This window comes from Nocardia sp. NPDC005978, from assembly GCF_040614455.1.
Taxonomy (GTDB): Bacteria; Actinomycetota; Actinomycetes; order Mycobacteriales; family Mycobacteriaceae; genus Nocardia.
Genome location: NZ_JBEXUS010000053.1, coordinates 33907 through 53626, shown reverse-complemented (window position 1 = coordinate 53626; position 19720 = coordinate 33907). Strand labels below are relative to the sequence as shown.

Annotated in this window: 16 protein-coding genes and 1 pseudogene; 6 read left to right on the top strand and 11 right to left on the bottom strand. The window is 67.8% G+C overall.

Annotated features, from left to right (window positions below; all coding sequences use genetic code 11):
* Nucleotides 1-45: 45 nt before the first annotated feature.
* The 6 genes from ABZ319_RS23385 to ABZ319_RS23360 all read right to left on the bottom strand — a co-directional run bounded on the left by ABZ319_RS23385 (nucleotide 46) and on the right by ABZ319_RS23360 (nucleotide 4067).
* Complete coding sequence (locus ABZ319_RS23385; RefSeq protein WP_354988587.1) at nucleotides 46-618, bottom strand: MerR family transcriptional regulator; 573 nt, start codon at nucleotides 616-618, stop codon at nucleotides 46-48.
* 268 nt (nucleotides 619-886) lie between these two features.
* Complete coding sequence (locus tag ABZ319_RS23380) at nucleotides 887-1360, bottom strand: bifunctional nuclease family protein (protein ID WP_354988586.1); 474 nt, start codon at nucleotides 1358-1360, stop codon at nucleotides 887-889.
* A 157-nt stretch (nucleotides 1361-1517) separates the two neighbouring features.
* Complete coding sequence (locus ABZ319_RS23375) at nucleotides 1518-2279, bottom strand: MerR family transcriptional regulator (RefSeq protein WP_354988585.1); 762 nt, start codon at nucleotides 2277-2279, stop codon at nucleotides 1518-1520.
* Between the two features lie 44 nt (nucleotides 2280-2323).
* Nucleotides 2324-2803: a glycogen accumulation regulator GarA gene (gene garA, locus ABZ319_RS23370; protein WP_354988584.1), complete on the bottom strand. Its 480-nt coding sequence runs from the start codon at nucleotides 2801-2803 to the stop codon at nucleotides 2324-2326.
* Between the two features lie 184 nt (nucleotides 2804-2987).
* A complete protein-coding gene (gcvH, locus tag ABZ319_RS23365) occupies nucleotides 2988-3386 on the bottom strand; it encodes a glycine cleavage system protein GcvH (RefSeq protein WP_354988583.1) in 399 nt (132 codons plus the stop codon).
* Nucleotides 3387-3452: 66 nt separating this feature from the next.
* Nucleotides 3453-4067, bottom strand: a complete 615-nt coding sequence (locus tag ABZ319_RS23360) for a CDP-alcohol phosphatidyltransferase family protein (RefSeq protein WP_354988582.1) — start codon at nucleotides 4065-4067, stop codon at nucleotides 3453-3455.
* A 156-nt stretch (nucleotides 4068-4223) separates the two neighbouring features.
* On the opposite strand from ABZ319_RS23360, the pseudogene ABZ319_RS23355 reads away from it, so the two are divergent.
* The 3 genes and pseudogenes from ABZ319_RS23355 (at nucleotide 4224) to ABZ319_RS23345 (ending at nucleotide 8419) form a co-directional block, all read left to right on the top strand.
* Nucleotides 4224-5899, top strand: a pseudogene (locus tag ABZ319_RS23355) (GMC family oxidoreductase).
* A 123-nt stretch (nucleotides 5900-6022) separates the two neighbouring features.
* Nucleotides 6023-7411: a DUF2252 domain-containing protein gene (locus ABZ319_RS23350; protein ID WP_354988581.1), complete on the top strand. Its 1389-nt coding sequence runs from the start codon at nucleotides 6023-6025 to the stop codon at nucleotides 7409-7411.
* Nucleotides 7412-7519: 108 nt separating this feature from the next.
* A complete protein-coding gene (locus ABZ319_RS23345; protein WP_354988580.1) occupies nucleotides 7520-8419 on the top strand; it encodes an NERD domain-containing protein in 900 nt (299 codons plus the stop codon).
* On the opposite strand, the gene ABZ319_RS23340 is transcribed toward ABZ319_RS23345, so the two are convergent.
* From ABZ319_RS23340 to ABZ319_RS23330, 3 genes are all read right to left on the bottom strand, one after another.
* The gene (locus ABZ319_RS23340) at nucleotides 8373-9038 is read right to left on the bottom strand and encodes a phosphatase PAP2 family protein (protein WP_354988579.1); all 666 of its coding nucleotides are present in this window, start codon (nucleotides 9036-9038) and stop codon (nucleotides 8373-8375) included. The genes ABZ319_RS23345 and ABZ319_RS23340 overlap by 47 nt on opposite strands.
* 34 nt (nucleotides 9039-9072) lie before the next feature.
* A complete protein-coding gene (locus ABZ319_RS23335) occupies nucleotides 9073-11241 on the bottom strand; it encodes an MMPL family transporter (RefSeq protein WP_354988578.1) in 2169 nt (722 codons plus the stop codon).
* Nucleotides 11242-11419: 178 nt separating this feature from the next.
* Nucleotides 11420-13360 carry an acyl-CoA dehydrogenase gene (locus ABZ319_RS23330; RefSeq protein ID WP_354988577.1) on the bottom strand — a complete coding sequence of 647 codons (1941 nt, stop codon included), beginning with the start codon at nucleotides 13358-13360 and terminating at the stop codon, nucleotides 11420-11422.
* Nucleotides 13361-13503: 143 nt separating this feature from the next.
* Between ABZ319_RS23330 and ABZ319_RS23325 the strand changes: the two genes are divergently transcribed.
* The 3 genes from ABZ319_RS23325 to ABZ319_RS23315 all read left to right on the top strand — a co-directional run bounded on the left by ABZ319_RS23325 (nucleotide 13504) and on the right by ABZ319_RS23315 (nucleotide 17494).
* Nucleotides 13504-14919, top strand: coding sequence for a threonine/serine exporter family protein (locus ABZ319_RS23325; protein ID WP_354988589.1), 1416 nt, complete (start codon nucleotides 13504-13506; stop codon nucleotides 14917-14919).
* 105 nt (nucleotides 14920-15024) lie between these two features.
* On the top strand, nucleotides 15025-17226 hold the full coding sequence (locus ABZ319_RS23320; RefSeq protein WP_354988588.1) for an MMPL family transporter: 2202 nt from the start codon (nucleotides 15025-15027) through the stop codon (nucleotides 17224-17226).
* Nucleotides 17227-17344: 118 nt separating this feature from the next.
* Nucleotides 17345-17494: a hypothetical protein gene (locus ABZ319_RS23315; RefSeq protein WP_354988576.1), complete on the top strand. Its 150-nt coding sequence runs from the start codon at nucleotides 17345-17347 to the stop codon at nucleotides 17492-17494.
* Between the two features lie 168 nt (nucleotides 17495-17662).
* Here ABZ319_RS23315 and ABZ319_RS23310 read toward each other — a convergent pair whose 3' ends face one another.
* A complete protein-coding gene (locus ABZ319_RS23310) occupies nucleotides 17663-18391 on the bottom strand; it encodes a TetR/AcrR family transcriptional regulator (protein WP_354988575.1) in 729 nt (242 codons plus the stop codon).
* Nucleotides 18392-18451: 60 nt separating this feature from the next.
* Entirely contained in the window at nucleotides 18452-19687 is a 1236-nt protein-coding gene (locus ABZ319_RS23305; protein ID WP_354988574.1) for a cytochrome P450, read from the bottom strand.
* Nucleotides 19688-19720: the final 33 nt, after the last annotated feature.

Below are 19720 nucleotides of genomic sequence, written 5' to 3'. Positions count from 1 at the left end.
CGCCACCTTCACGGTGGCGCGTTCGCCGGGTCTGCCGAGCCGTGGCTAGCCGGTCTTGCGGTTCATCCGTGCCTTGCGCCGGAAGGACAGCTCGTCCTCGGGACGGTCGGAGACCGTGGTGTTCGGTTCGGCCCGTTCAGCCGGGAAATTGGCGATGGCGCCGGTGAGCTCGCGCATGGCGCCGCTGACCGCGATGCCGAAGACGCCCTGACCGCCCTGCAGTAAATCGACGACCTCCTCGGGCGAGGAGCACTCGTACACGGTGGTGCCGTCGGAGAACAGGGTGATGCCGGCCAGATCCTCGACGCCGCGGCTGCGTAGGTGGTCGACGGCGATGCGGATGTTCTGCAGCGAGATCCCGGCGTCCAGCAGTCGCTTGACGATCTTCAGGACCAGGATGTCCTTGAACGAGTACAGGCGCTGGCTGCCCGATCCGGTGGCGCTGCGAATCGATGGCACGACGAGTCCGGTGCGAGCCCAGTAATCGAGCTGCCGATACGTGATTCCAGCCACCTGGCAGGCGCTGGGCACGCGGTATCCGACGAGTTCGTCCGGAACCGTGTCATCGGGGAACAGCCCTGGCTGCACCACATCCTGCGGTTGCGGTTGGTCTCCCACTGACTACTCCCTTACTGCTGGCCTATCAGGGCTCGTGTCCCGAAGGTGAACGTGTCCCAAATTCAACACTGCATCGACGCTGGAGCGTGGCCTGACTGTCGAGGCTACTCTCCTGATTGTCTAGGGAGTATCGGCGTTGAACCAAGCGTGATGAGCGGCGTGTTTCTAGACCTTAAGTACAGGTCGAGATAACAATTCGGCCGCCCCCCGGATACGACTGCGACGGACACTCGGACAAACGCCCGAAATGCCCGCCGCCCCGTTCTCTCTAACTGTCGGTGGCCTTGAAATCATCCGGCGAGACGGATTCGAGAAATTCCTTGAACTTCTCCACCTCGTCCTCGCGCTCGTCCGGCATGACCAGTCCGGCTTCCTCGAGCACCGGCTCCTCGGCGTAGATCGGACACCCCACCCGCAGGGCGATGGCGACCGAATCCGAGGGCCGGGCCGACACGCGCAGATCGTTCTCGAAGATCAGATCGGCGTAGAAGGTCCCCTCCTGCAGATCCACGATCCGCACCTCTTTCAAGGTGTGCCCGAGATCCTTGATCAGGATCTTGATGAGATCGTGGGTCAGCGGCCGAATCGGCGTCACGCCTTCCTGTTCGAGCACGATGGCGGTCGCTTCCGCCTGCCCGATCCAGATCGGCAGGTACCGATCGCCGGACACTTCACGAAGCAGCAACACGGGCTGGTTCTGTGGCTGTTCGACACGAATGCCGATCACACGCATCTCGCTCATCGCCGTGCCCGCCCGGCGCCGCCCGCGATCATGCGCGAAGCCGCACTGTGTTGACTGATTCGCCTACTGCGCTCACTCATCGCACTGCCTCCCATACTCGCAAGCTGCCCGCTAGGAACAGCAAGGCCAGCCGTATCACCGAGTCTAGGCGAAGATTTCAGCCCCCGAGGGAAGCGCGCACAGAGGCCTTCACGAGGCAGGTGTGCAGCGTCAGCGACAATGCCGCCAACTCGCGCACGGTCTCTTCCGCGCGGGCGCGGGCATCGGCGTCGCGGCTCTTGGCGATGGGGGCGGCGATCTGGGCGACCATGGCCGCCTCGCGATCGGCGGCGAGCTTGAAGGCCCGCAAATGCCTTGCCTCCAAGCCGAATTCGCTCAGCGCCTTGGCGGTACGAGCGAGCGTCACGGCGTCGGCGTCGAAGTAGCCGGCGGCGCCGGGGGTGATGAGGTTGGCGCGGACGAGTTCGGTCAGGAACTTCTCGTCGATCCCGGCCTGCTGCAGCAGATCCGCACGGGGAACCCGGATTTCGTGGTCGAACCGGAGTTCCTCCGGCGATACCTCACCGGGCACGACGCCCAGCCGTCTCAATCGCGCCGGTCCGGGTGCGGCCGCCGCGGTCCCTTCCGCGAGGGAGGCCTCCCCGAGCGCTCGGGCACGGGCTTCCCGTACTCCGAGCGTCGCGGCCCCACTGTCGATCGCTTCCAGCTGTTCCTTGATCACCTTGAGCGGCAGGTACTGGTCCCGCTGCGCGGTGAGCACGAACCGCAGGCGTTCCACGTCCGCGACGTGGAACCTGCGGTAGCCCGAAGCGGTGCGCTCCGGGCTGATCAGGCCCTCCGATTCGAGGAACCTGATCTTCGAAATGGTGATGTCCGGGAAGTCCGGACGCAGCAAATCCAGCACGGAGCCGATCGACATACCTCCGCGCGTCCACTGCGCTGCGCCTGTCATTCCGCTCGGCCCTATAGCGCGCCCGCCGCCGAATCGCTCGACGCGGGGCGCGGACCGGTGAGGAAGACGAGCCGGAACTTGCCGATCTGTACTTCGTCGCCGTTCTGCAGCTCCGACGAATCCACCGGCTCCCGGTTCACGTAGGTGCCGTTCAAACTGCCCACGTCGACGACCTGGAAGGTGTCGTCGTCCTGGCGGAACTCCGCGTGCCGACGGCTGACGGTGACATCGTCCAGGAAGATGTCGCTGTCCGGGTGGCGTCCCGCGGAGGTGGTGGGCTGATCGAGCAGGAATCGCGAACCCGCGTTCGGTCCGCGCTTGACCACCAGCAGGGCCGCGCCCGCGGGCAGACCCTCGACTCCGACCGGCGCCTCGCTGCCGGGCTGCTGCTCGGTGCGCGACGGTTCGACCTCGTTCAGGAAATCAGCACGGAACACCGATGTGGTCTCAGCTGCTGTCTCCTGGTAACCCGGGTCTTTGTTCTCGCTCACCCTTGCTCTCCTCCTCGAACCGAATTAATCCATGCAAGCAGTTGATGCCCTCAGAGTGTCGATCGCCGGGCGCTCTCGCGTTGGGCGAGTCCGGAAATCCCGGGGCATCGGCTACCGCACATCTGTTGGCATTGACCGTACCCTGCTGGGGCGTGCCCGTGCAGGTAGAACTGTGAAGGCTGGTTCAGCCTCCGATAACTCCTTGATAACCTGCGGCATCGAGCAGGTCACCATAGGCGGCTTCGAGCACTTCCTCGGAGTCGAGTTCGAGTTCGAAGATCCACCCGTCGCCGTAAGGATCGGTGTTCAGGGTTTCCGGCGCGGCGGTCAGAACCTCGTTCACCGCAACGACTTTCCCGGCCAGCGGGGCGTAGATGTCGGAGACGCTCTTGGTCGACTCCACCTCCGCGATGCTGTCCCCGTTGGCCACATCGGCATTCGCTTCGGGCAGCTGCACGAAGACGACATCGCCGAGCTGAGACTGGGCGTAGTCGGTGATGCCCACCCGCACGCGGGCGGGACCGGTGATGCGCACCCATTCGTGTTCTTCGGTGTAGCGCAGGTCATCGGGTAGGTCGCTCACAGGCGGTGTCCTTTCAACGGGCGTCCTTTCGGGATCTCGTCGATCCGTGTGCACACACCCTAATGGCTAGTGATCACCACTCGACGCGGCCGGTATGGCTCGGGCCACGGCGATGGCCTTGCCCACGTAGAGAATGCCGGTCCAGACGTACACCGCGGTACCCCAGATCAGGAACGCGCCGCCGAAGGCGCGGCCGAATCCCGCGGCGGCCCAGTCCATCTGGCCGGCCAGCAGCCACGGCAATGCGGACATGAGGCCGAAGGTGGCGGCTTTACCCAGGTAGATGACGTCGGGCGGCGGCAGATCGCGGCGCCGGTAGACGGTCAGGGTGAGGGTCAGGATCAGGTCGCGGGCCACCAGGATCAGCACCACCCACCAGGGCAGGATGCCGCGAATCAGGAAGCCGCCCAACGTCGCCAGCAGATACAGCCGGTCGACCAGCGGGTCGAGAATGGCACCCAGTTTGGAGGATTGGTCGAGCAGCCGGGCGAGCTTGCCGTCCAGGAAGTCGGTGATGCCACTGGCGATGAGCAGGGCGAAGGCCCAGCCGTCGGCCTCCTTCACCAGCAGCAGCCACAGGAACACCGGCACCCCGATGAGCCGGATGATGCTGAGCACATTGGGGACGGTGAGGATGCGGTCGCTGTACACCGGTTCGGCGTGGTTGCGCTCGGTTGTCACCACTCGGTTCTTACACCGCCGACGGCCCGGTGACCATCCGGGCACGCCGCGTGGCCGGTCGATACGGGGGAGGATATGGTCTCCGCCATACGACGCGGGTGACAGAATGAGTGGGGAACTATCTCATCTACATCCCGGCATGTGAGAGGAAAGACCATGCCCGACTTCGACTACGACGTCGTTGTGATCGGCTCCGGCTTCGGGGGAAGCGTCAGCGCGTTGCGCCTGACCGAGAAGGGGTACCGGGTCGCGGTGCTGGAATCCGGCCGCCGCTGGAATGCCGAGGATATCCCGAAGACGAATTGGAATGTGCGCAAGGCCATTTGGGCCCCGCGACTGGGCATGACCGGCACCCAGCGAATCAGCGTGCTCGGCAAGTGCGCGGTCTTCTCCGCCTCGGGGGTCGGCGGCGGCTCGCTCATCTACGGCAATACCCTCTACGAACCGCTGCCGGACTTCTACACCGATCGCCAGTGGGCGCACATCACCGACTGGAAAGCCGAGCTCGCGCCCTATTACGACCAGGCCCAGCGCATGCTCGGGGTCGCACCGAACCCGCGAATGACGCCCGCCGACGAGGTGATTCGCGCGGTCGCCGAGGACCTGGGGGTCGCCGACACCTTCCACGCCACCAATGTCGGCGTCTTCTTCAACGAGGCCGATCCGGGCGCCGAGGTCGCCGACCCCTACTTCGGCGGGGTCGGGCCGCGCCGCAACGGCTGCGTGCACTGCGCGCGCTGTTTCACCGGCTGCCCGCACAACGCCAAGAACACCACCCCCAAGAACTACCTCTACCTGGCCGAGCAGGCCGGCGCGGCGGTGTTCGCGCTGCGGACCGTCACCAAGGTGCGGCCGATGACCGGCGGCGGGTACGCGCTCGAGACGGTGCGCTCGGATCGCTGGGTTCGCAAGGACCGCAAGACCTTCACCGCCGAACAGGTGGTGTTCGCCGCGGCCGCGCTGGGAACTCAGAAGTTGCTGCACCGGATGCGGGACGAGAAAGTGCTGCCGAATCTGTCCCCTCGATTGGGTGAACTGACCCGTTCCAACTCCGAGGCGATCTTGAATGTGGTGAGCCGCGAGCGCGATGATTTCGCCCAGGGCATCGCCATCACCTCCTCGATTCATCCCGAGCCCAACACCCATATCGAGGTGTGCCACTACGGCAAGGGCCAGAACGGGTTGTTCCCGCTGTCGGTGCCGATCGTGGACGGTGGCGCGTTCCGGTTCCTGCGCTTCCTGCTGGCGATCCTGCTGCATCCGGTGGTGTTCGCGCGCAGCCTCAACGCCCGCAACGCCTCGGACAAGTCGGTGATCCTGCTGGTCATGCAGTCGCTGGACAATTCGCTCACCTCGTACCGGCGCTGGGGGCAGCTCAAGACCCGGCAGGGCACGGGTCAGCCGAACCCGACCTGGTTGCCGGTGGCGCACGAGGTCGGGCGGCGCTTCGGGTCCAAGGTCGGCGGCGATGTGCAGAGCCTGATCATGGACGTGTTCAACATCCCGGCGACCGCGCACTACATCGGCGGCTGCGTCATCGGCGAGGGTCCGGAATCGGGCGTGGTCGATCCGTACCAGCGGGTGTTCGGCTACCCCGGGCTGCACGTGGCCGACGGTTCGGCGGTGACCGCGAACCTGGGTGTGAATCCGTCGCTGACCATCACCGCACAGGCGAGCGCGCGATGGCGTTCTGGCCCAACCGCGACGAGGTCGATACCCGGCCCGAACTGGGCGCGGCCTACCGCCGCATCGCGCCGGTGCAGCCGAAACAGCCGACCGTGCCGGAGTTCGCGCCGGGCGCACTGCGGCTGCCGATCTTCCCGGTGGCCTGATCGACTCGCGGCCGGCCCGATACCCGGGCCGGTCGCGGTGTGTCCGGGGTCTCATCGCCCGGGCGGTCAACGGCCTCCGCTCGGCTAGGCGCGGGCCCGTGCGCACCGGTAAGTTGGATTGTCGTGTGCTCCAATGTGATCGACTTCCGTACCCCCGTCTCGGCCGAGGAGGTATGGGAGCGCGGCCGGGCGCTGCGGGAACGCACGCCGGTCCAATCCCGGGACCGGGCCGCGGCCGCTCCGGATCGCCCCGGCGTGCTGGAATTCCTCGAGACCAGCAATCGCGGCAGGCTCGATCACCTGGTCCCGCTGCGCGTGGCGCGGATGGCGGCCTCCCCCTACTCCTTCTTCCGCGGTTCGGCGGGGCTGATGGCCGCCGATCTGGCGGCCGGGCCGACCAGCGGGCTGGCCGCGCAGCTGTGCGGTGACGCGCACGCCGCGAATTTCGGGCTCTACGGCACCCCGCGCGGCGAGATCGTCATGGACATCAACGATTTCGACGAGACGGTGCTGGGCCCGTGGGAATGGGATCTGGAGCGGCTGGCCGCGAGCCTGGTGCTGGCGGGCCGTGAGGGTGGAGCGAGCGAGGCCGAGTGCCGGGCCGCGGCCGCCGACGCCGCGCGCTCCTACCGCCAGGCGGTGACCGAGCTGGCCGAGCAGCCCTTCCTGACCTCGTGGACCGCGCTGCCCGACGAGTCGGTGATCGCGAAGTCCAGCGCGGACGCCCTGCTGGACGATTTCCGCAAGGCCGCCAAGAAGGCGCGCAAGAACAACAGCGCCAAAGTGGTGCGCAAGTGGACCGAGCACCTCGAGGACCACCACACCGGGTACCGCAAGCGCAGATTCGTGCCGGATCCGCCGCTGCTGACCGCGGTCGGCGAGCCGGTGATCGAGGCGGTGATCGACGGGCTCACCGATTACGTGAGCACGCTGCGGGAGTCGCGGCGCAATCTGATCGCGCGCTTCTCGGTGACCGACGTGGCCTTCCGCATCGTGGGCACCGGCAGCGTGGGCCTGCACAGCTATCTGGCGCTGTTGCACGGCAACGGCGGCGAAGTGCTGGTGCTGCAGATCAAGCAGGCCGGGCCGTCCGCGCTGACCCCGTTCCTGCCGCCGGTGCCGCCGCGGCACGAGGGTGAGCGAATCGTGCAGGGCGCCAGGCATGTTCAGGCCGAGACCGACATTCTGCTGGGCTGGACCTCGCTGCGCATCGGCGGCGTGCAGCTGCCGTTCATCGTGCGCCAGTTCCGTAATCTCAAGGGCAGCATCGATCTCGCCGCGCTGGACGCCGATCACCTCGACGATTACGGCCGGCTGGCGGGGGCGCTGCTGGCCCGGGCGCACGCGCGGTCGGTGGATCCGCGCCTGGTCGCGGGCTATCTGACGGACGGCGAGCCCTTCGACGACGCGGTGGCCGCGTTCGCGGTGCGCTACGCGGACCGGACCGAGGCCGATCACGCGGAGCTGGTCACCGCGGTCAAGGACGGCCGACTACCCGTGGACGCCGGCTGACCCGCCCGACCCGCCCATCGACACATCGATGGGCGCCAAATCTGTCCTGCCGGTGCGGAGCCTCCGTACCATGACCGGTAACGATTCGACGAGGAAGGTGCAGAGCCGATGCTCGTTCGAGTACAGAATCCCCCGCAGACGCACACCGAGAAGACGCTGATCGATTGGTTGCGCACCTGGAAGGGCGGCAACGACCCGCACGGGGTCGCGACCGTCAATTGCAGTCTCTTCCACGGTGATCGGCTCTATCCGTTCGATGCGGTGATCTGGACCCCGACCAGCTGCGTGGTCATCGAGGCCGAGGCGCTGGTCGAGAAACTCGACGGTGAGCTGGAGGTCCCGCTCAACGGCCCGTGGCGGGTCTCGGAGAAGCTGATCACCTTCGAGGGCGGGGACAAGCGCACCCCGCTGGACAAGTCCCGCGATCACACCTTCGCGCTGCAGAACTGGTTCGCCGAGCGCGGGCTGGGGCAGCGGGTGGTGAACGGAGCGGTGCTCGTCGTGCCGCCGCCGGGGTCGAATCTGCGCGTGCAGCAGCTGTGGAGCGACCCCAGTTTCCAGGTGCTGGTGGGCGACGACCCGGGCACCCTGCACGACTACTTCACCGCGCTGTCCTCGCGCGGGCGGCCGCAGTGGTCGGCCAACGACGTGGCGTGGGCCTTCCGCGGGCTCGGCATTCTGCCGTATCTGCCCGCGCCGCAGGATCTGATCAACGAGGGTTTCCTGGGCCCGGTGGACATCACGCTGTGGCACGGCGGCCCGCAGCAGGCGCAGGCCGAGGCCTACGCCGAGGAGCAGGCGCGGCTCGAGCGCGAGGTGGACGAGGGCCGTCGCTTCACCGTGCCCTCGCCCTGGTTCAGTCCGGCGAATCTGTATCCACGCGAGGCCGGGGAGGTCTCGGCGGGGCGCGGGGTGATGCGGGTGCTGCTGCTGCTCGGCATGATCGTCGCGGTGCTGTGGGTCATCTATTTCGTTCTGGCGGCGGCGTTCCAGTACGGGCCGCTCTGAGCACTCGCGCCCGTATCGGCAGGTAGGCCGCGGTCACCATGGCGATGGCCGCGGCCGTCCCGCCGATCACGTCGGTGGGATGGTGGTAGCCGAGCCCGGTCATTCCGATCAGCACCAAGGGCAGTATCAGCGCGAGCAGCACCGCGACGGCCACGCGCACCCGGGCCGATTCGCTGACCAGGGCCACCGCGGTGGCGATCGCGACCAGGTGCACTGTGTGCCCGCTCGGATAGGCGAGATAGTCGTGCAGCGGCCGATCCCAGAACGGCTTGAGCAGCAGCGTGTTCACGATCATGGCGAGTTCCGGTGCGAGCAGCACGAATCCGGCCGCGAGCCATCGCCGGCGATAGGCGAACCAGCCGACTGCCGCGAACAGCAGCGGCGTCACCACGTACCAGTTGCTCGGCGCGACCAGCAGGTCGTAGACGCCGCGATGCCCGTCCAGTGACGTGTGTATGTGCTTCCCCACCGCGCGATCCCACCCGTTCGGGCCGCCGTCGTCCGGAAACGACAGCGGCACCGCGATAGTGAGGATCGTCGCGAGCACGGCGAGCAGCGGCAGCGCCGCCCGCCGCGGCCGCGGTTGCCGCGCGGGAGCGGATGTGGTCGACCGGGTCACCGTCAGCACGATAGCGAAACGGCCGCGGGCGAAGTCACTCGCGCAGCGCGACCTTCTCCAGGAAGCCGCGCGAGCGCGCGGGCGCCCACCAGTTGGCGGTGCCCAGCAGCCGCATGAACGCCGGGACCAGGATCATGCGGACCAGGGTGGCGTCCATCAGCACCGCCAGGGCGAGGCCGAGACCGAGCATGCGGTTCATGGTGACCCCGCTGGCGGAGATGCCCAGGAAGATCACCGCCATCAGCAGGGCCGCGGCGGTGACGATGCGGCCCGAGCGCGCGATGCCCAGCGCGACGGCGTCGTCGGTGGCCTGCCGCGTCTTGTCCGACTGCTCCCATTCCTCGGTGAACCGGGCCAGCAGGAACACCTCGTAGTCCATGGACAGCCCGAAGGCCACGCAGAACAGCAGCACCGGGATGGTGGCGATGGTGTACCCGGTGGCCGCGGTGCCGAGCCCGCTCAGATGCCCGTCCTGGAAGATCCAGACCAGTGCGCCGAAGGTCGCCGACAGCGACAGCACGTTGAGCACCAGGGCCTTGAGCGGCAGCACCACGCTGCCGGTGAGCAGGAACAGCAGCAGGAACGTGACGACCGCGATCCACACGACCGCGTACGGGAAGCCCTGCGCGATGTTGGCGGCGCTGTCCGCGGTCTGCTGCGCGAAGCCGCCGAACAGCACGGTCGCGCCGGGTTCGGGCACCGCGTGCAGTGCGTCGAGTTGTCGTTGTCCCGCTTCGGAATACGGGTCCAAACCGGTGGCCACCGCGACGTACGCGCTGTCCGCGGCCGTGGTTCCCGGCCCGGCGGGCGCGCGCAGTTCACCACCGGAGAAGATGCCGGCCGGGCCGGTCACCGATCGCACGTCGGCGACCTCGGACAGCGCGGCCTGATAGTCGCGCAGATCGGGCACGGCGCCGTCGTGAGCGGGTGCGGTGACGATGATCTGCACCGTACCGAGCCCGTTCCCGGAGAACCTGTCCCGCAACAGATCTCCGACCTGGCGCGATTCCAGCGAGGTCGGCAGCACCCGTTCGTCGGGCAGCCCCAGTTTCACGCCGACGATGGGTGAGCCGAGCAGCACCAGCAGCAGCAGGACCGGCAGCGCGCACACGGCGGGACGACGCTGGACGACGCGCGCGATCCGGTACAGCAGGCTCTGTTCGACCGGCTTGGCCTCGCGCAGCGGTTTGCGATTGATGCGATCGCCGAGCAGGGTCAGCAGCGCGGGCACCAGGGTGAGGGTGAGCACGATGGACATGAGCACCACGGCCAGTCCGGCGTAGGCCAGCGAACGCAGGAAATCCATGGGGAAGAACGACATTCCCACCAGCGCGATGCCGACGGTGAGGCCGGAGAAGGCCACCGCCCGTCCGCCGCGCTGCATGGCCAGTTCGAGGGCCCGCCGCTTGTCCCGGCCGTTGGCTATCTCTTCCCGGTAGCGGCCGATGATGAGCAGCGAGTAGTCGATGGCCAGCGCGAGCCCGATGGCGGTGGTGATGTTGAGCGCGAAGACGGACAGGTCGACCGCGAAGGTGAGCAGGTAGAGCACCGCGCTGGTGCCCGCGATGGCGGCCACCCCGGTGATGAAGGGAATCGCCGCCGCCACAGCGCTTCTGAGGAACCACATCAGCAGCAGGAAGGTCAGCGGCAGCGCGATGGCCTCGGCGAGCGCGAGGTCCTTCTGGGTCTGGGTCCCGGTCTCGGACCAGACCATGGCCTGCCCGCCCGCGTGCACGGTGACACCGTCCCGTGCCCCGGTCAGTTCGTCGGCCAGTTCGGCGGCGTGTGCCGGGGCGTCGTTCTCACCGCCCAGCACCGTGGCGATGATCAGCCCGATCTTGCCGTCGCCGCTGGTCAGCATCGACCCCATGGCCGGATCGGTCCAGGGGGACACGATCTTGTCGATCCGCTCGTCGCCGCGGAGCCGCTCGGCGATCTCCCGGCCGCGCGCGGCGGAGGCCGGAGCCTGTGCGCCGCCGTCGGATTCGACGGTGAACACCAGTTGCATGCCGGACATGCCGTAGTCGCGTTCCAGGATTTCCGCGACCCGGGCGGATTCGGAGTCCGCGGCCACGAAGCCACCGTTGGTGAGTCGCCCGGTGGCCATCGAACCGATCGCCCCGCAGATCAGGAAGGCGATGCCCACCAGGACCAGGATCAGTTTCGGCCGGTGCATGGCGGGACCCGCGAGTCGCGTGATCATCCCCGCCCCTCGCGCGTCGTCATCGTCGTCGACATGTGCTCCACCTCGTTGTCCGCTCCCCCGCCCCGTCAGGGGCCTGCAGGGCTCATCCTGACGGGGCGGGAGGGTGCACCGGAACGACTTGTGGCAAACCTCTCAACGACGCTGTGTAGTAGGGTAATTCGCGCCGGTGGGAGTACTATTCCGCGCTCACCGGAGCATCCTTTCCGGTGGTGTCGAGCATGGCGGCGTGCAGCAGGTTGTCCGGCACGCCCAGCCCGCCGACCAGGGTGCTCGCGTGCGGGCGCAGCCGATCGACGAGTTCGTTCACCCCGCGCCGCACGTTCTTGGCACGCTCCACCGACATGAACCGGTGCATGATGTACCAGGCCTGGTTCTCCTCGATGGTGGAGTACACGAACAGATCGCACACGCTGTCCGCGAGCTCACGCGCCTCGGGGTCCTCGATGTTGGCGATGCCCTCGATGAACGCCTCCAGCACGAGCCGGTCGATGTGCGCGGTGCCGGCGGCCAGGATGTGATCCTGGGCATTGTTGAACGCCTCGAACGGCCCGGTCTCCTTGGCGCGCGCGCGAAGTCGATGCCCGGCGGTGCGCACCAGGTAGTCCTCGCGGTCGGCGAACAGCTGCAGCTGTACGTCCCGGCGCGCGAGATCGCTGTCGTCCACGCTCTCGTCCGAGCGATCGCGCAGGCGCTGGATGAGCTGGCGCACACCGGAAGTCTCGCGCACCGCGTCCCGGGTCATGGTGGCCGCGAAGCGCACCCAGCCCATGGCGTCGAGATCGCGGACCTCGTTGGAGTAGGCGGTGAGCAGATCCTTGGCCACCAACTGGGTGAGCACCAGGTTGTCGCCCTCGAAGGTGGTGAAGACATCGGAGTCCGCCTTGAGCGTGACCAGCCGGTTCTCGGTGAGATACCCTGCGCCGCCGCAGGCTTCGCGGCACTCCTGGATGGCGCGGGTGGCGTGCCGGGTCTGGGCGACCTTGAATCCCGCCGCGCGCTTCTCCAGCGCGCGCTGTGCGCTCGGGTCCACGTGCTGCCCGGTCTGCACCAGATGCATGCGCAGCACCAGGTCGTTCTGCGCGAACTGCAGCGCGTACGCCCGGGCCACCAGCGGCAGCAACCGGCGCTGATGGCTGCGGTAGTCCATCAGCACCGTCTCCTCCCCGGTGTCGGGATCGGCGAACTGGCGGCGCTGTTCGGCGTAGCGCACCGCGATGGTCAGCGCGACGCGGGCCGCGGCGGCGGCCGCGCCGCCCACGCTCACCCGCCCGCGCACCAGCGTGCCCAGGGTGGTGAAGAAGCGCCGGCTCGGGTTCTCGATCTCGGAGCTGTACGTGCCGTCGGGCTCGACGTCGGCGTACCGGTTGAGCAGGTTCTCGCGCGGAATTCGCACCTGGTCGAACATGATTCGGCCGTTGTCGACCCCGGGCAGACCGCCCTTGAGACCGCAGTCGGAGGTGGTGACGCCGGGCAGGTCGCCGCCCTGCTCATCGCGGATCGGCACCAGGAAACAGTGCACGCCCTCGCTCTTGCCGCCGGTGACCAGCTGCGCGAAAACCGCTGCCATGCGGGCGTGTTCGGCCGCGCCGCCGATGTAGTCCTTGCGCGCGGAGGCGGTGGGGCTGTGCACGACGAACTCCTGCGTGGCGGGATCGTAGGTCGCGGTGGTCTCGAGGTTGGCCACGTCACTGCCGTGCCCGGTCTCGGTCATCGCGAAGCAGCCCAGCAGTTCCAGCGGCATCAGTTTGCGCACGTAGTCGCGATGGCGTTCGGTGCCGAGGTTCTCCACCGCGCCGCCGAACAGGCCCCACTGCACGCCGCACTTCACCCACAGCGAGAGGTCGGTGTACGCCAGCATCTCCAGCGCGGTGACCGCGCCGCCGGGATCGAGGGTGCCGCCCTCTTCGCGCCGGAAGCCCATTTCGGCCCAGCCGAAGGAGGAGACCAGGTGCATCTGCTCGAGCACACGCTCGCGCGCGGCCTTGTAGTCGAGGTAGGGGTCGCCGAAGAGGCGTTCATCGTCCAGGTGTGCGCGGGCCTTCTCCCGCACCGCACGCCAGGGCCCATCCAAGGCCGCCCGTAGTTCGTCCGCTATCCGATCATCACCGGTTGCCATATTTACAAACCTACTGCCCCGGTCGTGCGCAACCTGGTGATCTATCGCACGCGTGTAGTTTTCACATTGTGAGCAACGAGGTCCTTACAGATCCTGGTGCCCAAGTGAGTGCGCCCGGCCGCTGGCGACGGCTGTTGTCCCGAGTGGTCGATCGGGCGGTCGCCGAGCGCATCGCCACCGCCGACGCGGTCGTGGAGGCGCCCGCACCCGTACAGCCCATCGATCTCACCGACGACGCCAAGGTCACCCAGGTACTGGACCTGGCCGAGCGCGTCGGGGAGGTCGTGCTCTCCGCGGGCACCGCGGTCACCGACACCACCGATCAGGTCGATTTCATCGCCTCCACCTACGGCCTGAAATGCGATATCGACGTCACCTACAACTCCATTCGCATCTCCGCCGAACGCGGCCCGGCCCTGCCGCCCGCGAGCACCATGCGCGTGGTGCACTATCGCTCGCTCGATTTCACCCGGCTCGCGGCGGTGGACCGGCTGACCCGGCGCATCCGACGGGAACTGCCGCCGCCCGACGAGGCCCTCGCGGCGCTCGAGGACATCACCACCGCACCCCATCCGTACAACCGCTGGGTGGCGACCTTCGGCTGGGCGCTCATGGCGGCGGCGATCGCACTGCTGCTCAACGGCGGCCTGCTCATCGCCCTGATCAGCTTCGCGGCCACCACCGCCATCGATCGCGTGAATCGACGGCTCAATCACCGCGGCCTGCCGTTCTTCTTCCAGCACATGATGGGCGGCATGATCGCGGCCCTGCCCGCGGTGCTGGTCTCGACGTTCCTGCGCGATCTCGAGCTGGATCCCGCGCTGATCATCGCGGCCGGAATCTCGGTGCTGCTGGCCGGTTTACAGCTGGTCGGCGCGGTCGAGGACGCCATCACCGGCGCCCCGATCACGGCGGCGGCGCGCATGCTCGAGGTGGTCATGATGACCGGCGGCATCATCGCGGGCATCGTGCTGACGCTGCGGGTGTCCGAGTTGCTGAATCTCACGGTGCCGACGGTGAGCATGAGTTCGGCGCGCGACCTGACCAACCTGCCGCTCAAACTGCTCGCGGGTGCGATCACCTCGGCCGCGTTCGCGCTGGCCTGCTACGCCGAACGCCGGGCGCTGGCCGCGGCCGCGTTCAGCGGCGCGGCGGCGATCGTGGTGTTCCTGCTGGTGCAGCACGCGGGCTTCGGTCCCATCGTGTCCTCGGGCGTGGCGGCGGTGGTGGTCGGCCTGGCCGGTGGTCTGCTCGCGCGGCGCTCGCTGACACCGCCGCTGGTGGTGGCGGTCGCGGGCATCACGCCCCTGCTGCCGGGTCTGCGCGTGTACCGCGGTCTCTACGCGCTGCTCAACGACGAACAGCTCTTCGGCATCAATCAGCTGTTCAGCGCCATCGCGGTGGGCTGTGCGCTGGCCGCCGGGGTGACCCTGGGCGAGTGGATCGCACGCGATCTGCGGCGGCCGCGAATACTGTTGCGGTTCGGCGCGATTCGCCGCCCGCGCCTGCGCGGGCTGGTCTCGACCGGCGGCCACGCGGCCCGTTCGGTCAGACCCTGACCGGGTCGATTGTGGGATAACTCACGTAATCCACTGGTGCACAAGCGAAGACGGCACCCTGACGCGCGGCGCGGCCGATCTTGCTTGTTACCGTGACCTATGGATCTGTTCGGGCGATGGGGTGAGCTGGCCTGCCGTTGGCGGTTCGTCATCATCGGTGTGATGGTTGCGGTATTGCTCGGACTGGGCGGATACGGCCGCGACCTGGGCAATCACGTGACCGGTGGCGGCCTGTTCGATCCGAACTCCGAATCCACCGAGGCCGCGAATCTGGCCGCCGCGGCGTTCGGGCGCAGTCACGCGGTCGACGTCGTGGTGCTGTACACCGCGCCCGAGGGCGTCACCGTCGACGACCCGGTTTTCGCCGCGACCGTCGTCGGCCGGCTCGACGATCTGCCCCGCGCGTACCCGGATCAAATCGAGGGTGTGTTCGCCTCGTACTGGCGCACCGAGTTCGGGGCCAGCAGCCCGGCGCTGGTCACCACGGACAAGAAGCGCGCGCTGGCCGCCATCGCGCTGCGCGGGGAGACCGACGCCGAACTGGGCGCGAATTATCGAGCGGTCAAGGACGCCTTCGACATTCCCGGGCTGGACGTCCGGGTCGGCGGCATGCAGCCGGTGGCGGTGACGCTGAACGACACCATCGCCGATGATCTGCACCGCATGGAGCTGCTGGCCATTCCGCTGGTCGGACTGCTGCTGTTCTTCATCTTCGGCGGGCTGGTGGCCGCGGCGCTCCCGCTCGTGATCGGCCTGCTCACGATTCTCGGCGCGTTCGGCGTGGTTCGGTATCTGTCCACCTTCACCGAGGTGAACACCTTCGTGACCCCGGTCGTGTCGATGATCGGGCTAGGGCTGGCCATCGACTACGGGCTCTTCATCGTCAGCCGCTTCCGCGAGGAGCTGGCCGCGGGCCGTGACACCCCGACCGCGGTGCGCCGCACCGTCATGACCGCGGGCCGCACCGTGGTGTTCTCGGCCACCATGATCGTGGCGAGTCTCGGTGGGCTGCTGCTGTTTCCGCAGGGCTTCCTGAAATCCATCGCGTACGGCGCGATCGCGACGGTCACCATCGCCGCCCTGACCGCCCTGACCGTGCTGCCCGCCCTGCTGGCGGTGCTCGGGCCCCGCGTCGACATGCTCGGGCTGGCCCGATTCCGGCGCACCAAGACCGCGGCTCAACTGGACCGCGGTTTCTGGGGGCGCAGCACCGCGTGGGTGCTGCGCCATCCGGGCAAGGTCGCGGTGCCGATCTTCCTGGGATTGGTGCTGCTGATCCTGCCGATTCAGAATCTGGTGTTCGGCGGCTTCGGCGAGAAGTATCTGCCGCCGAGCAACGCCACCCGCCAGGCGGTCGAGCAGATCGACGAGTACTTCCCGCTGCGCAAGTCCGATCCGATCGAGATCGTGTTCGTCACCGACTCGTCCGCCACGGTCGGACCGCTGTGGGATCAGGCCAATCAGGCGCCGGGCCTGGTGGGGCGGTTCGAGATCCCGACGCGCTCGACGACCCACCCGGAGGTGTTCCGCACCCAGGCGCCGGTGGAGGACATCAATGACGCGGGCGCGACCATCGAATACCTGCGCGGGCTGGAGGTTCCGGACGGCACGACCCTGCTCGTGGGCGGTGTGCCCGCCCTGCAGAAGGACACCATCGATTCGCTGCTGAACCGCATGCCGTGGATGGTCGCGCTGGTCCTGCTGGTCACCACGCTGCTGATGTTCCTGACGTTCGGCTCGCTGGTGCTGCCGATCAAGGCGGCGCTGATGAGCGGGCTCGGGCTCGGCTCCACCCTGGGCATCGTGACCTGGATCTTCATCGAGGGTCACGGCGCGGAGTTGCTGGACTTCACCCCGCAGCCGGGCCAGGCCGTCGTGCTGGTGCTGATCATCGCGGTGGTCTACGGATTGTCCACCGACTACGAGGTTTTCCTGGTCTCACGCATGGTCGAGGCGCGTGCCCGGGGCGCGAGCACCGACGAGGCCATCCGCACCGGCACCGTGCAGACCGGCGGCATCATCACCGCCGCGGCGCTGATCCTGCTGGTGGTCACCGGCGCGTTCGCCTTCTCCGATCTGGTCCTGATGCAGTACATCGCCTACGGCATGATCGCGGCCCTGATCATCGACGCCACCGTGCTGCGCATGTTCCTGGTGCCGGCGGTGATGTCGCTGCTCGGGGACCGGGTGTGGTGGGCTCCGGCGTGGATGAAGCGGATTCAGCAGCGCATCGGGCTGAGCGAGCCGGTCCTCGACGAGGAACCGCCCGCCAGCCCAGCCCCGGAATTGGTGAAGTCCGGACGCTGACCGCGCCGGCGGCGGTGTCGCGAGTCAGCTCCCGCCGCCACCGCCGCTCCCGCTGCCGCCCAGACCGCCGCGCTCGGTGGTGGTCACGGGCGCTTGCGGTTTGGTGAGACCGGGTTTGGTGGTCGAGCCCGGGGACGTGGTGGTCCGGGGCGCGGTGGTGGTCTTCTGCGTGGATGAGCTGACCACCGGCTTCGGCGTGGCCGGGCGATTGCTGCCGCCGCATCCGGTGACCAGCAGCGACACCGCCACCGCCGCGGGCAGTGCGTAGGTGACCTGCCGTGACTTCAATGACCTGCGGCGCGCAGGCTTGTCCGAGGATGCACTCGGCATCATCGCCCCCCGATATTCGAAACTGAAAAATCCGCCCGAGGTTAGCAGCAAATCCTGGTCGGGCCAATCGCATATGCGGGCGGAACGACCTGCGCGCGAACGCGATTCAGCCGACGGTCAGCCCGATACCGCGGCCGATGTCGGTGAGGGTCGCGTCGAACAGCACGTCGGGATTGCCGATGGGGATCGGGTAGTTGCCGAAGACCTCGAGGGTGACGTGCCCGTACAACCGGGCCCAGAACTGGATCATCACGTAGCTCACGCCCAGGTCCAGCTTCTCGGCCGGGAACTTCTGGCCGGATTCGGCCAGCACGCGCAGCAGATCGGTCTGGAAGGCGATGAGATCGTCGCGCAGTTCGGCGGGAATGAGTTCGACCGGCGGGGTGACGATGTCGTAGTCGGTCAGCAGCCGGCCGGCGGCCTCGAGGAAGAGGCGGCCGACGGGCTCGCCGAATTGCTGCATGGCACTGCCGAATCCGGCGGCCGAGGGGGAGGCGAAGACCAGCGTGAACTCGCGCGAATGCGCGAGCGACCATGCCCGGAAGCCGCGGCACACCGCGAAGAAGCGCACGCCCGCGTCGTCGGGCAGGCCGTCGACGGCCGCGGCGAGATCGGTGGCCAGGTCGGCGCACACGTCGGTGCGCACGGCCGCGACCAATTGATCACGGGATTCGTAATACCGGTAGAGCGCGGGGGCGGTGATGCCCAGCTCGCGCGCGATGGCCCGCAGCGTGATCGCTTCCAGGCCCTGTTCCACCAGCAGTGACCGCGCCACGCGGCGGATGTCCGCATCACTGACCGCAGGCATCCGGCCGCGTCGGCGTTGTTCACTCACACTGTCTCCATCGGCGAACAAGCGTGGGCCCAACGTGATCACGCCGGGCCCGGGAAACGCTTACTCGTACTTGACCTGCCAGCTCTTGATTCCGTTCAGCCATCCCGAACGGAGACGGACCGGCTCGGACACCTCGCTCAGGTTCGGCATCACGTCGGCGATGGCGTTGAAAATGAGGTCGATCTCCAGGCGAGCCAGGTTCGCACCCACACAGTAGTGGGTTCCGGTGCCGCCGAAGCCAACATGCGGATTGTTCTTGCGCAGCACGTCGAACTGATGCGGGTTCTCGAAGTGCTCTTCGTCGAAATTGGCGGCGGAGTAGAACATTCCGACGCGCTGGCCCTTCTTCAGCTCCTGCCCGCCCAGGACGGTGTCCTGCAGCACGGTGCGCTGGAAGGCGATGACCGGGGTGGCCCAGCGGACGATCTCGTCGGGAGCGGTGCGCGGGCGCTGCTCGCGGTAGATCTCCCACTGATCCGGGTTGTCGACGAACGCCTTCATGCCGTGCGTGATGGCGTTGCGGGTGGTCTCGTTGCCGGCCACGGCCAGCAGGATCACGAACCAGGCGAACTCTTCCGAGGTCAGGCCCTCGCCGTCGACGTCGGCCTCGAGCAGCGTGGACATGATGTCCGCGTGCGCGTCCAGGTCGACCGGGCAGGCGCGCTTGCCCTCGGCCAGGTTCCACGAGTAGCCCATGACCTCGGCGGTGGCGACCTTGTGGTCACCCTCGAAGTCGGGATCGTCGTAGGAGATCATCTGGTTGGTCCAGTCGAAGATCTTGCCGCGATCTTCCTGCGGGATGCCGATCAGCTCGGCGATGGCCTGCAGCGGCAGCTCGCACGCGACCTGGGTGACGAAGTCGCCCGAGCCCTGCGCCTTGGCCTCCTGCACGATCTTCTCGGCGCGATCGCGCAGGGCGCCGCGCAGCGATTCGACCGCGCGCGGGGTGAAGCCCTTGGAGACGATGCGGCGCAGTTTGGTGTGCCGGGGCGGATCCTGGTTCAGCAGCAGGAAGCGCTGTACCTCGATCTCCTCGCGCAGGATGTCGTCGTAGAAGCGAATGACCGCGGTGTTCTCCTCGGAGGAGTACACCTCCGGGTTCTTCGAGATCTCGCGAATGTCTTCGAGTTTGGTGACGGCCCAGTAGCCGTCATCCTTGAATCCACTGCCCGCCTGGGGAACCCAGGAGACGGGCGAGGTGCGGCGAAGCTCGGCGAACTCCTCGACGGGCAGTCGAGTGGCGAGCAGATCCGGATCGGTGAAATCGAAGCCGGCGGGGCTGGACGGCGCGGACACGGTTACCTCCTTTGGAACACGTTCCGGAGCAGT